At 45.0% G+C, this 13,857-nt stretch carries 13 protein-coding genes and 1 tRNA gene; 12 read left to right on the forward strand and 2 right to left on the reverse strand.

All coding sequences use genetic code 11. The features are described 5' to 3' along the window. Positions 1 to 73 precede the first annotated feature (73 nt). The 11 genes from accB to B0180_RS07055 all read left to right on the forward strand — a co-directional run bounded on the left by accB (position 74) and on the right by B0180_RS07055 (position 11,521). Positions 74 to 565, forward strand: a complete 492-nt coding sequence (gene accB, locus B0180_RS07005; protein ID WP_078256279.1) for an acetyl-CoA carboxylase biotin carboxyl carrier protein — start codon at positions 74 to 76, stop codon at positions 563 to 565. 166 nt (positions 566 to 731) lie between these two features. Further along, positions 732 to 2,105, forward strand: a complete 1,374-nt coding sequence (gene accC / locus B0180_RS07010; RefSeq protein WP_078256280.1) for an acetyl-CoA carboxylase biotin carboxylase subunit — start codon at positions 732 to 734, stop codon at positions 2,103 to 2,105. An 8-nt stretch (positions 2,106 to 2,113) separates the two neighbouring features. After that, positions 2,114 to 2,803 carry a 5-oxoprolinase subunit PxpB gene (gene pxpB, locus B0180_RS07015; RefSeq protein WP_078256281.1) on the forward strand — a complete coding sequence of 230 codons (690 nt, stop codon included), beginning with the start codon at positions 2,114 to 2,116 and terminating at the stop codon, positions 2,801 to 2,803. A gap of 10 nt (positions 2,804 to 2,813) precedes the next feature. Continuing rightward, entirely contained in the window at positions 2,814 to 3,737 is a 924-nt protein-coding gene (locus B0180_RS07020; RefSeq protein ID WP_078256282.1) for a 5-oxoprolinase subunit C family protein, read from the forward strand. Positions 3,738 to 3,770: 33 nt separating this feature from the next. Continuing rightward, positions 3,771 to 4,502, forward strand: coding sequence for a 5-oxoprolinase subunit PxpA (gene pxpA, locus B0180_RS07025; protein WP_078256283.1), 732 nt, complete (start codon positions 3,771 to 3,773; stop codon positions 4,500 to 4,502). A 66-nt stretch (positions 4,503 to 4,568) separates the two neighbouring features. Further along, complete coding sequence (locus tag B0180_RS07030; RefSeq protein ID WP_078256284.1) at positions 4,569 to 5,759, forward strand: NRAMP family divalent metal transporter; 1,191 nt, start codon at positions 4,569 to 4,571, stop codon at positions 5,757 to 5,759. 15 nt (positions 5,760 to 5,774) lie between these two features. After that, complete coding sequence (locus B0180_RS07035) at positions 5,775 to 6,170, forward strand: acetyl-CoA carboxylase biotin carboxyl carrier protein (RefSeq protein ID WP_078256285.1); 396 nt, start codon at positions 5,775 to 5,777, stop codon at positions 6,168 to 6,170. 401 nt (positions 6,171 to 6,571) lie between these two features. Continuing rightward, positions 6,572 to 7,981 (forward strand): TolC family protein, encoded by a 1,410-nt coding sequence (locus B0180_RS07040; protein WP_078256286.1) that lies wholly within the window; start codon positions 6,572 to 6,574, stop codon positions 7,979 to 7,981. A 68-nt stretch (positions 7,982 to 8,049) separates the two neighbouring features. Continuing rightward, entirely contained in the window at positions 8,050 to 9,207 is a 1,158-nt protein-coding gene (locus tag B0180_RS07045) for an HlyD family secretion protein (protein ID WP_078256287.1), read from the forward strand. 23 nt (positions 9,208 to 9,230) lie between these two features. After that, positions 9,231 to 10,412 carry an ABC transporter permease gene (locus B0180_RS07050; protein WP_078256288.1) on the forward strand — a complete coding sequence of 394 codons (1,182 nt, stop codon included), beginning with the start codon at positions 9,231 to 9,233 and terminating at the stop codon, positions 10,410 to 10,412. Continuing rightward, positions 10,412 to 11,521, forward strand: a complete 1,110-nt coding sequence (locus tag B0180_RS07055; RefSeq protein ID WP_078256289.1) for an ABC transporter permease — start codon at positions 10,412 to 10,414, stop codon at positions 11,519 to 11,521. Before B0180_RS07050 ends, B0180_RS07055 begins: the two co-directional genes overlap by 1 nt. Positions 11,522 to 11,629: 108 nt before the next feature. On the opposite strand, the gene B0180_RS07060 is transcribed toward B0180_RS07055, so the two are convergent. Then, complete coding sequence (locus tag B0180_RS07060; protein ID WP_078256290.1) at positions 11,630 to 11,995, reverse strand: hypothetical protein; 366 nt, start codon at positions 11,993 to 11,995, stop codon at positions 11,630 to 11,632. 278 nt (positions 11,996 to 12,273) lie between these two features. Then, a tRNA-Leu gene (locus B0180_RS07065) sits at positions 12,274 to 12,360 on the reverse strand. Between the two features lie 276 nt (positions 12,361 to 12,636). On the opposite strand from B0180_RS07065, the gene ppk2 reads away from it, so the two are divergent. Then, complete coding sequence (ppk2, locus tag B0180_RS07070; RefSeq protein ID WP_078256291.1) at positions 12,637 to 13,821, forward strand: polyphosphate kinase 2; 1,185 nt, start codon at positions 12,637 to 12,639, stop codon at positions 13,819 to 13,821. Positions 13,822 to 13,857 lie beyond the last annotated feature (36 nt).

Raw genomic sequence — 13,857 nt, forward strand, 5'->3', positions numbered from 1 at the left:
ATTGCCCATTGATTTTTATCCAAGCCTATCTTATACTTCGCTGATATTTAACATAGGGTCAAAAGGAAAGCTGATGGATATTAATTTTGAACAACTTGCAAAAATCATTAATCTCGTCGAACTTGCTAACATTCACGCCTTGGAAGTGCAAGATGGTCAGCAAAAAATTCATATCAAAAAATACGCAGATAGCACTCATGCCCCACAAACAACCCACCATACTAACCTTAATTTGCAATCATCACAATCACCAACCACACAAACTGAGCAAACTAACAGCCAAATAAGCCAACAATCAAGCACAAGTACAAACGCAGAGCCCAACCAAACTCACCATACCATCTTATCGCCCATGCTTGGGACGTTTTATCGTAAATCTAGCCCTGAGATGCCCAATTTTGTCAATGTGGGCGATGCAGTCAAACAAGGCGACAAGCTGTGCATTATAGAAGCCATGAAAATCATGCACGAAGTAAAAACGGAAAAAGATGGCGTGGTGCGTGAAATTCTTGTGGAAGATGGCGATATGGTGGAATATGATGCGCCGCTATTTGTGATTGAATGATTTAAGTTATCATGGATTCACTATGAAACTAAGTTATCCGCTGATCCTAAGCTGCTTCTAAGGGTCAGCGGGAAGTGTTATGCTCTGACAGGTTTGGCACGAACAGTTTTCTTAACAATAAAGTTTTGCAGAAATTCTAATACTATAAATATTAAAAGGAAATGACATGGCTAAATTTAATAAAATTTTGATCGCCAATCGTGGCGAGATTGCCCTACGCATTATCCGTGCGTGTCGTGAACTTGGTATTAAATCAGTACTTGTCTATTCTACTGCTGACAAAGACAGCCTGCCTGTCCGTCTTGCTGATGAGACGGTGTGTATTGGCAGTCATTTACCAAAAGACAGCTATCTGAACCAACGTGCTATTATCGCTGCTGCCGAACTGATGGGTGTGGATGCGATCCATCCTGGCTATGGTTTTTTGTCAGAAAATGCCGATTTTGCCGAATTTGTTGAAAATCAAGGCTTTACCTTTATTGGTCCTACCGCCACAAATATTCGCATGATGGGTGATAAAGTGGCCGCCAAAGACACTATGATAGCGTCAGGCGTGCCATGTGTGCCAGGATCTGACGGCGCTTTGCCTGATGATGATCATGAGATTATCGCGATTGCCGAAAAGGTCGGTTTGCCCGTCATCATCAAAGCTGCAGGTGGTGGCGGTGGGCGAGGTATGCGAGTCGTTGAGACGATGGATGAGCTGCTGTCTGCTGTTACTATGACCAAAAAAGAAGCCATGAGTGCCTTTGGCAATCCTGTGGTCTATATGGAGCGCTATCTTAAAAACCCACGCCACATTGAAATTCAAGTTATCGCCGACACGCATGGTAACGCCATTCATCTCGGTGAGAGAGACTGCTCTATGCAGCGCAGACATCAAAAAATCATTGAGGAAGCTCCGGCTCCATTTATTGATGAAACTGCACGCCAAAAAATCGGTGATGCGTGTGTCAAAGCCTGTCGTGATATGGGTTATCGTGGGGTGGGCACATTTGAATTTTTGTATGAAAATGGCGAATTTTTCTTTATTGAGATGAACACTCGCATTCAAGTCGAACACCCTGTGACCGAACTTGTAACAGGCGTAAACCTAATATCCGAGCAAATCCGTGTCGCTGAAGGTGCGCCCTTACAGTTCACCCAAGACAACATTACGCTGACAGGGCATGCCTTTGAATGCCGTATCAATGCCGAGCACCCTTTCACACTCATGCCATCAGCCGGCGTCATCAGCTACTGTCATTTGCCTGCAGGCTATGGTATGCGAGTGGATAGCCATATTTATACAGGCTATAAAATCCCTGCTTATTATGACAGCTTGATTGGCAAAATCTGCGTTCATGCACCGACCCGTAAGCTTGCCATGCAAAAGATGAAATCGGCATTAAGCGAACTTGATATCCAAGGTATTCAAACCAACAAGGCTCTACACCAAGCGATGTTTGATGACAAATCGTTTAGCAAAGGTGGCGTAAGTATTCATTATTTGACCCACTGGCTTGAAAATTATACCAACAATCAACCGAATCACAAGTAAGGGAAAATATGGAAGTCCAAGCCATTTGGCAGTTTTCATCAGAGCGGACTCTTGTACTGTTTTTGGATGGCGAGATTAGTCTTGATAAGCAAAAATTATGTTGGTCACTTGCTGAGTATTTAAAAGAAAACCCCATTGTCGTTGAAACGGTCGTGGGCATGAATGCTTTGACCTTATATTTAGACATAAGCACGATAAAATCCGCCAAATGCCTGAATACCCAAAGGGAGATTTTGCAAGCTTTGACTGATGAATTTGTTGCCAATTTTAATCCAGTAAGCAATACCCAAAGTAGTGGCAAGCACGTCAAAATCCCTGTCATCTATGGCGGAGAGTTTGGGATGGATTTGACGGATAGTGCCAAGCGTCTTGGTATGAGCGTGATTGAGCTTGTAGAGCGACACTCTGCACCGATTTATACCGTATATTTTATTGGCTTTCAAGCAGGCTTTCCCTACCTTGGCGGTCTGCCTGATGAGCTGCACCTGCCACGTCATACCAAGCCACGCACCAATGTACCAGCAGGTTCGGTGGGCATTGGCGGTGCTCAAACAGGCATATATCCTTTTGCATCGCCTGGCGGTTGGCAGCTGCTTGGGCGGACACAGTTACCCTTATTTGACAAAGCAAATACGCCTCCGACTCTCTTGCAGGCAGGCGATACGCTACAATTTGTCGTACAAGATATTTTGAAATAAGGGTTATTATATGTTGAAAATTAACACTTTAACAGCCATTGCCAGTATTCAAGATTTGGGGCGTGTGGGGTATTTGGGACTTGGCATTGGCAAATGTGGAGCAATGGATAGCTTATCTTTACGCCTTGGTAATGCCCTACTTGGTAACAATGACAATGCACCCGCCCTTGAAGTGACTCTTGGCGGTTTGACAGCGACATTCAGCCAAGATACAACGTTTTGTCTGATGGGGGCATATGTTGAGGCGACACTTGACGATACAGTTGTCATCACAGGCTACCGTTATTTTGCCAAAGCTGGGCAAACGCTCACTATTAAACGCATCATCAAGGGAATGCACGCATATTTGTGCGTGCAAAGCGGATTTGATGTCGCATCTGAGCTAGGCTCAGCAAGTACCGATGTCAAAACAGGCTTGGGGGGCGTTGGGCGAGCGGTGCAATCAGGCGACGAGCTGCCTTACCAAGCAGGCACACAGATGAGCGAAATGGGTGCGCCAGGTCATTATGACTTTGATCAATTCACCACCATTCACGTCATTAAAAGCAGTGAATATGACAAAATTATCAAAGAGCAAGATAACTTTAGTGCACAAACCTACACCCTATCCCCCAATTCCAACCGCATGGGCTATCGCCTAGAAGGTGCGCCCCTTGTCTTTGATGCCATTGAGATGAAATCGCACGGTGTGGATTTTGGTATGATACAAGTGCCGCCAGATGGCAAGCCCATTGTACTCATGGCGGACGCACAGACTACAGGTGGTTATCCTAAGATTGGAGCGGTGATTGAGGCGGATTTGGGGCGACTTGCCCAGTTGCGATTTGGCGGGCAAGTACAATTTAAGTGGGTGGATATGGACTTTGCCATTGATAGCCTTATCAAACAAAATGCCCATATTCGCCAGGTGGCTTATATGGCAAAGCGGTTCTAGGTCGCCTTTTAACTTTTAAAACAAGGATAAAACATGAATATTGATTTAAATGCCGATGTTGCCGAAGGTTTTGCTTTTGATAAAGAGCTTATGACTATTGTTAGATCAGCTAACATCTGTGCTGGGCTGCACGCAGGCGGTGTCGCGGATATGGTCAAAACTTTGAGCTATGCCAAAGAAAACGGCGTAAAAATCGGCATACACCCAAGCTATGATGACCGTGAAAATTTTGGGCGTACCAATCATCGCCTTGGACATGAGGACGTGCGTGCATTATTATTTTATCAAATGGGTGCGGTATGTGCGGTGTGCAACACGATGGGACTAACACCAAGCTATGTCAAACCACACGGCGCACTGTACAATCAAGCCGGCACAGACCCTGATCTTGCTCAAGCCATCGCGCAGGCAGTACATGACTTTAACCCAAGCTTTGCACTCATGGGGCTATCAGGTAGCGAGCTAATTCGTGCAGGCAAAAAGCTTGGGCTGACAACCATCTCTGAAGCTTTTGCTGACAGGCATTATAATGCTGATGGCACGCTTGTTTCACGCACCCTGCCAAATGCTCTTATCCATGATGAAAATGAAGCGATCAGCCAAGTTGTCCGCATGGTAGAAAAAGGCGAAGTTGTCGCTGAGGACGGTACAGTCATTGCTCTTGATGTGGACAGTATTTGCTTGCACGGCGATGGCGAACATGCCCTTGGTTTTGCCAAGAAAATCAAAGAAAATTTATTGGCTCGAGGTATTACAATTGGTTAGGTTTTGATTTAACCACCAGGATTATGTTAATCAACATCATTGTTGCTTTTGGTAATAAGGAAATTTATGAAAAATACCAATAACTCTGTTAACCGCTCCGCCATTTTGGGAGCGGCATTTTTAATGGCGACATCCGCAGTAGGACCAGGATTTTTGACCCAAACTGCCACGTTCACCGAAAAATTGGGGGCAAGTTTTGGCTTTGTTATCTTGATGTCTATCATCATGGATATTGGTGTGCAATTGAACGTTTGGCGCGTGATTGCCATTTCAAAAATGAAAGCCCAAGAGATTGCCAATCTTGTGTTACCCGGGATGGGCTATGTGCTTGCCGCCCTCATCATCATGGGTGGGCTTGCCTTTAATATCGGTAATATCGGTGGCGCGGGGCTTGGCGTGCAGTCAGTATTTGGCATCGATCCTGTTATTGGAGCATTAGTGTCAGGTGTGATTGCCGTTGGGATATTTTTGAGTAAAGAAGCAGGGTCTTTGGTAGATAAATTTGCTCAGATGATGGGTTTTGTGCTGATTGCACTGATTATCTATGTGGTATTTAGCACCAATCCGCCCTTTGGTGAAGCCATTGCACGCACCATCACCCCTGAAAAAATTGATGCCATGGCAATTGTTACACTGGTGGGTGGTACGGTGGGCGGATACATTACATTTTCTGGAGCTCACCGACTACTAGACGCAGGCATAACAGGTAAAGAAAACTTACCTGAGGTCTCCAAAAGCTCCATTCAAGGCATTTTGGCGGCGTCCGTCATTCGCGTATTCTTATTCTTGGCTTGTCTTGGTGTGGTTTCGTCCGGCGTGGCAATGATGGCAGATAACCCTGCTCTCACGCCATTCATGCACGGACTTGGTGACACAGGTCGGATTATCTTTGGTGTGGTCATTTGGGCAGCATCTATCACATCTGTGATTGGCTGTGCTTATACATCTGTATCATTTATGACCAATTTTCATCCTGTCATTGCCAAATATAGCCGTTACTTTATCATTGGTTTTATCGCCATCTCAACACTTGTCTTTGCAACCATTGGCAGACCCGCTCAGGTGCTTGTACTTGTGGGAACATTAAATGGCTTGGTATTACCCATTGCTCTTGTGGTTATCTTGCTTGCCGCTTATCGCAAAAAAATCATCGGCGATTATAAGCATCCTGTATGGATGGCAGTATTTGGCTGGATTGTGGCGGTTGCCATGTCAATTTTGAGCATCATTACCATTTCTAAATACTTAGCGGGATAAAAGATAGGTTGAAAAATGATTGATTTTGAAAAGATTCAAAAAGTGGTCGATCTGGCAAGCCAAAGCGGGCTTTATGAAATTGAAATCACCGATGGTGACAAGCGCATCAAAGTGGTCAATGGCACTTCGGCAAATCAAGTAAATGTCAATACTCAAGCGCCTGCCCTGCCCGCCGATATGGCAAATAGTCACACTGATGACAGTCAAACCATTATCGCGACAAGCGTGGGGCGATTTGTGCCTATTGCCAAACTCGGCGATACCATTAATGTCGGCGATATGGTAGCAAGTGTGGAAGCGCTTGGGGTGCTATCACCGATTACTGCTGACAAAGCAGGCGTAGTAAGCGAAGTGTTTTTAGGTGATGGAGATAAAGTGGAGTATGGCACGACACTTATAGCACTGTCTTAATGTAGCATAAAATAAAAATCGGACGGAGATGCGTCCGATTTTTTCTAACTAAGCGGTAAAAGATGAGATAGTCAACGATGAAAACAATCTAAGAGCTGTTTGGATTTAGAATTTTTCATACATGAGAATATAGCATTGTTATAATCAATTTGAACTCATAGCTCACAAACCACATAAACCACAATTCATCCCAAAAATCAACTTAAAATGAATACCTTAGGGTTATCAAATGCCGACCAGTCGCTATTGAAAATACCATCATCGCTTGTTATCATACAGCATGGATATATTCACTGCCTGTCATTGGTCAAGAATTATTAATCAAATTTTTAATAAAAATTAATATTCTACACACCATCGGCTCATCATATTTCACGTGCTTTACTTTGTTTGCTTTTATTATGAAAATGCCTTATTTACTACTTTTGGGCTTAGTATTGAGCCAGCAGGCTTATGCCGACTATAGCTTGCTTGACGCCCAAAAACAGCTCATGAGCAATAGCCCCACCATTCAAGCAAGCAATGCTTTGTATCAAGCCGATGTCTTGCAAGCAGAATCACTACAAAAATTACACTATCCTAGGGTGTCGCTCAATGTACACGCCTTTACGCTGCACCAAAATAGCAGCATTCCTTTAGATAATATCAAAGAGCAGACTGCCGAGCACATCAACGCGCATTTTGACCATCGCTTTGATAATGCGCCATCAAGCTTACTAGACACCTTGCATGCTGGCACCCAAAGCGCCCTTGATCGCCTGCCCAGTCATCAAGATGTCAGGCTGCGCCATGATGGCGTCACGCCGAGTATCTCTGCCATTATGCCAATTTATACAGGCGGATTGATCAGCAGCGCCAAAAATATTGCCAACCTACAAGCAGAGCGCGGCGAATTTGGGCTACAAGATCAAACTTCTTTGGCGAAACTTAACTTAATCCGCCACTATTTTAATGTAAAGCTGCAAGAGCAGCTGACCACCTCCCAACAAAAAATGCTCAACGCCATGCAGCTGCATGTGAATAACGCTTATAAACTAGAGCAACAAGGCTTTATCAGTCGTGGGCAGCGTATGCAGTTTGAAGTGGCGCGTAACCAAGTTCAAAGGCTGCATCAAGCCGCCCAAAATCAGCATCAAAACAGCATTTATGAGCTTGAGTCATTGCTTGGCTTGTCTCGGCTTGATAGGCTTAGTACGCCGCTATTTATCAACACCAAAGAGCGCCCTGATTGGCAAGCCTTAGTCAGCGCTTCCCAAAATGCGCCATTAAATCAAAAACTTGAAGCCGATATTCGTCTTGCTGATGCTAATATCGCGCTCAGACAATCCACCAAAAAACCCAAGGTCGCTGCAGTCGCTCGTTATACTTTGGATGATGAGCCGGACTGGTTTGCCGGGGTGACAGTTCAGTATAATTTGTTCTCAGGGATCGATCGCGATAAACAAGTCCAAGCGGCGCATCTACAAAAACAAGCAGCTCAATCAGGTCGCGATCGTGTGAATCAGCATATTACAACCACCATGCATACCGCCTATGGTGAGATGGCACTTGCACAAAGCACACACGCCCTACTTCAGCAAAATCGTCAAGCTGCCGAAGAAAACTTGCGCATCCAAACTTTGTCTTTTCAAGAAGGATTTGGGACAGTGACCAATGTGGTCGATGCGCAGACTGCTTTATCGCAGATCGAAAGTGAAACGGCACTCAACGCGTATCGATATATCTTGGCATTGGCGACACTGCTGCACCATACGGGATCGATTGATGAATTTTATAGCCATCTGTATTTGCCTGATGCGCATCGACTGTGATTGATTAAATCAGTAGTTTATAAACCAAATCATGAGACAATTTAACACATTAACCACAGACAACATCTATGACTGATAACACTGATGACGAAAAGCAAAGTGCTGAGACTGGCTACCCAAAAAAGAAATCTACTCTGACCGCAGATCAGCGCAAGCGTATCGCTGCCAAGCTGCTATTAGTGCTGATTGGTGCGGTATTGGGCGTGATCATTTTTGGGCTGATGCAAAGCTATGATACCAAGCATAGTACGCCTGCAGGTAATAATCAGCTGAATACCGATGACTCAAAATCAGGCTTAATCGGCAGCGTCAGACAAAAAATTGCCAAGCCGACCACATTTAGCATCCAAGGACGCGTCGAGGGCGAAACGGTAAATATCAGCACCAAACTGCCAAGCCGCATCGATACCATCTATGTCAAAGAAGGTCAAACAGTCAAAGCAGGCGATCCTTTGGTTGAGCTAAGCAGCCCTGAAATCGAAGCCAAAAAACAGCAAGCTGCCGCCATGCTACAGTCCGCCCTTGCCTTCCAGGCTTCAACTGATCGTGGTACAAGACAAGAAAATGTGGATACGCTGTACGCCAACTGGCAAAGTGCAGAAGCTCAGGCGGCTCTGGCAGCCGATACTTTCCGTCGCAGCGATTATCTGTATCAAGAAGGCGTCATCTCGCGTCAGCGCCGCGATGAAATGCAAGCTGCGCATCAGTCATCTGCTCAAATCGCCCATGCAGCGCATCAGCAATACTTAAAAGCTGAGCGTGGTCGCACCGATGAATTAAAATCGTCTGCCGACGCCCAAGTCCAAATCGCGCGAGCGGCGGTTGCCGAAGCCAATGCTTTGGAGGCCGAAACCATGCTTTATGCGCCCATTGATGGTACGGTCTCAAAAATCTATGCCCAAACCACCGAGCTGATCATGCCGGCGGTGCCTGTGATGAGCCTGCTTGACAATCACCCTACCATTAGCATCAATATCCAAGAAGATCAATACAGCCATGTGCAAGCCTTGCCCAAGTTGACTGGCTTTATCCCTGCGCTTAATAAAAGCGCCGATTTCAAAATCGTGCATACTGATGCCGAAGGCGAATTTGCCACCATCAAAAATACCAGACAAAGCGGCGGCTATGATATACATAGCTTTAAAGCCAAACTTGAGCCAATCGCACCCATTGAAGGCTTAAAAGTGGGTATGAGCGTGGTATTTGACATTACTGTGACACCTTAAATTATCAGATCAGGGTATTTGTCATGGCAATCGATCCTACTCGCTTTATCCATGCTTTTTGTCATGCGTTTGGGCGTGAGCTTGACCGCTTATCACGCAGCCGATTTGATTTGGTGATGGTGATGGCAATGCCTTTGATGATCATTGTGCTGTTTGGGGCGATGTTTTATCATGGGAAGGCGCATCATCTGCCTGTGGCGTTGATTGATGAAGATCATAGCACCTTGAGCAGTTTGATCCATCATCGTATCAGCCATAATGAAGCTGTGCATATTGCGCTTAACTCAACCGAAATACAAGATGCGCACCATGCCATCAATCGCTTGGAAGTTGGGGGATATATTCATATTCCGAGCGGTGCTCAGAGCCGACTGGTACGCGGTGAGAACACTGGCATCCACATCGCTTATAACCAGTCTTTTTTTAGCATTGGCAGTGCTGTGTCATCGGCTTTATCGAGTAGCACCAAAGGGGCTGTCGCTGAATTTGTCAAAACCGAGCATCTGAACGGCGTATTACCCCACCCGCCTGTCGATGTGCCGCACATCAAAGTATCTGTGCTATTTAATCCCAATTTAAGTTATGAATTTTTCTTGGAGCCGTTTTTGGTGCCAGCGGTGCTGCATTTGCTGCTGTGCTGCTTGGTGGCAAATGCCATTGGTCAAGAATTTCGCGAGCGAACAACACACGAATGGCTACAAAAATCACCTGTGGGCGCCTTGTTTGGCAAGCTGTGGGTTTATGTGCTGATTATCAGCCTTTGGCATTGGCTGTGGCAGGCGTGGCTGGTGGGCGTGCGCGGTTGGTTTGTGGCAGGTTCGCTATTTGTGCTTATCATTGGTCAGCTGCTGTTTTATATTGCTTATGCCCTATTTGGTGCGATGGTCGTGCTAAGAACCCAAGATGTCAATAAAAGCTATGGCGTTTTAGCCGTCTATGGCGGTTCATCGATGAGTTTTGCAGGTGTGACGCTGCCATTGAACAATGCCCCTGGATTTACCCAGTTTTGGTCAGAAATCATCCCTTTTACGTCCTTTGCGCGTTTGCAGGTCGAGCAGTGGGTGATTGGCAGTCCAGTGGGCATCAGCCTACCAAACCTTAAATCCCTGCTGATATTTGTGCTGATTTTTGGTGCGATCAGTGTCTTTATTATGCACCGCCACCATTTATTAGCAAGCCGACCACTGGGTTTGGACAAGGAGTGATGATGCGCTTTATCAAAAAGTATGCCAGCATTTGGCTAGACATTGTCAAAGACCGATCCATTTTTTTGACCATGGTGTTGTCGGTGGTGTTTTACAGCTTTTTTTATCCTTTTGCTTATCAGGCTGAACGCCCTGCCGATCTACCCATCATCATCGTCGACGAAGAGCGAAGTCCGCTGACCCAAGCCATCATCCATACCGCGAGCCATACGCCAAATATACACGTTTTGGCGATCACTGACAGCTTTAATGACGCTCAAAACATGGTGCAATCTGGGCAAGCAGATGGCATTTTATTGCTGCCTTATAATCTTAGCCAAAGCATTCACCATGGCGAAACAGGCGGCGTTGGGCTTTATCTTAGTTCGGCGTACTTTTTGCGTATCCAAAATATCGGTGCAGGCTTGGTGTCATCACTACAGGCGACCATCATTGATGAGCTAGGACAAGTCACCCAAACCAGGCATAAGCCCATACCGCAGATTATTCATACCAGCGCATTATTTAATCCTTTATCCGGCTATGGCAGCTATATTTTTCCTGCGGTGGCGCCGCTGATTGTACATCAGACAGTCGTGCTTGGGCTTGCCATGCTGGTGGCGGGCTATCGCCAGCGACGATGGCGTGCAACCGCTTCTGATTTTTTAGCGATTTATGCTGTGGCGCTGACCATCGGCTGTTTGTCGTGTTTTTATTTATTTGGTTTTGCTTTTTGGTGGCACGATTATCCCAGGGGCGGCAACTTTTGGGGGATGATGCTTGGTGTACCCATCTTTGTCAGCTGTGCAATCGGCGTGGCTTTATTGATCGCATCGTGGGTCAATGGTAGCGAAAAAGTGGGCGTGCTGCTGATTTTTACTTCTGTGCCATTATTTATGCTGACAGGACTTGCTTATCCTTTGATCGCGATGCCAAAATTTGTACAAGCCATCGCCCATGCCCTGCCTACCACGCAAGGCGTACAAATGTTTGTGCAGCTTAATCAAATGGGCGTACCCACACAAGATGTGTGGCAAAAGATGGTGTATTTGGCGAGCGTGGCGGCGGTTTGTTTGAGCATAGCGTTTTGGCGGCTGCGACTCAAAACTAAGAGCACCAAAGTGGGTTAAGTTTTTTTAAGTGTCAATTAGTAAAAAATGGCATTGCACCACATACATGCCATTTAAATAGACCTTATTTGAAGCTATTCGTTACCTTGACTAAATGATGAGTATTAATTACAGCATTTTATAACAAATATCGTAAGGCTTATGCTTAAAACAGTAGATTGACTCTTCGGAATCTACATAATCTTGCGTTTCATCCCTTAATTTTTGATAAAAATAAGGGCCTCTTGAGTAGCTAACTTTACTTGAGTCCATATCATCATGACTAAACTCAAACAAGTATGGTTTACCATTCAAATATAAATTGATGTAGTACCCACCTGCACCGCTACCACTAGAAATCACACATACATCTTTTTTCTTCAAGCTATCGCCTTGAAATAAATAACAAACGCCAATCTGATCGGGATTGGGGTGTGCATGTGATAACAGTGATACACCCCCGATGCATAAGAATAATGCGATTGCAAATTTCATAAAATCCTCCATGTTTCATCTTACCGAAGACTTAAGATGATAAGAGCCGATAAATAACTCAGCCGAGCGGTTGGAAAGTAATGGCTGCTAAAAGACAAATGACAGGCGATACACAGGCGCAGATTGCTGAATTAGCTATCCCCGCATGTATCCCATACGAGGTGTTTTTTACCTACATAAAGTTTTAACGTTGGTTATTATGTGGTTATCATTATTTTTTGATTATCAAAAGACAAAATAAAAGACCTACAACTTTCGCTGTAAGTCTTTGATTTTATTGGTACCAGTGGTCGGACTCGAACCGACACGCTTTTAAGGGCAACGGATTTTGAATCCGTCGTGTCTACCAATTTCACCACACTGGCATGTATGGTTAGCCTGTTTGGCTATGAGTGCGTATTATACCGATATTTTTACCACTGTCAACAACTTTTATAAATTTTTTTCTTTAAATTGTCATCTAAACCGCTTAAGCTCATAGTAAGCCAAAAATAAGCTTGTCCATACCTTGTGATCAGTTATAGTGAAATGGTCAGTCAATATGACAAATAGCTTAACAGTTGATAACATTGTATTAACATGATAACATACTAATAGCAAGGTTTTTTGTTGTTTTTCATTTGTTCACTTAAGGAGTTTTCATGACAACTACCCCAAAGCCTAAGACAGCTGCGACAAGCTCAACGACTGACGCAACTGCCCCCAAAAAAACAACATCGACTCGCGCCAAAGCATCGACTACGACAGAAGCTAAGCCAAAGCCGTCAAAAGCCGAAGTGATCATGGCTCAAACTGTGGGTCAATTAGAAGAGCTGCTTGAACATGCCACCCCTGAGGAGTTAACAGAATTTGGTGAAGCGCTCAAAGAATATCTGCCTGCCGCTCAAATCATCAGCCAAGTTCGTACCGATAAATCGCGCGACACTCAGCTGTCAGACAACTGGCGCGAAGGCGGCTATCCCTACAAATATCGCCTAAGTCGCAAAAATTACGAAGCCCAAAAATACAAGCTACAAATTGAACTTTTAAAACTCCAACACCACATCAAAACTACTGGTCAAAAACTTGTCATCATCTTTGAAGGTCGTGACGCTGCAGGTAAAGGCGGCACCATCAAGCGCTTTATGGAGCATCTAAATCCGCGTGGCGCGCGCGTGGTCGCTTTAGAAAAGCCAACCGAACAAGAACGCGGTCAATGGTATTTTCAGCGCTATGTACAGCATCTGCCCACCGCTGGTGAAATCGTCTTGTTTGACCGCTCTTGGTATAACCGAGCTGTTGTAGAACGCGTCATGGGCTTTTGTACTGATGAAGAATATCGCATTTTTATGCATCAAGTGCCTGAATTTGAGAAGCATTTGGTAGAATCTGGCATTCATTTGGTGAAATTTTGGTTTTCGGTTAGCCGTGAAGAGCAGCGCGCGCGTTTTGCCAGCCGCGAAAACGATCCGTTAAAACAGTGGAAACTCTCACCAGTGGACAAAGCATCGCTCAATAAATGGGATGATTATACACTTGCCAAAGAAGCCATGTTCTTTAACACCGATACAGCAGAAGCGCCTTGGATTGTGATCAAGTCTGACTGTAAAAAACGTGCACGCTTAAACGCCATGCGTTATGTGCTTAACAAATTGACCTACGAAAATAAAGACACTTCTCAAATTGGCAATATTGATCCTTTGATCGTTGGTCGTGCAGGCGCGCTGTATGAGATGGATGAGCGCACAGATTTGACTGTCGGTGCCCAATTGCCCATCAGAACAGCGGTAAATTTAACGACTAAACCTGCCAGCAAGCCCGCCAACAAAACTTCTGCAGCTGAATAAGTCTTTAAAATAAGCTCTTTGGCTTTAAAATCGCTC

The sequence above is a fragment of the Moraxella canis genome, assembly GCF_002014965.1.
Lineage (GTDB): Bacteria > Pseudomonadota > Gammaproteobacteria > Pseudomonadales > Moraxellaceae > Moraxella > Moraxella canis.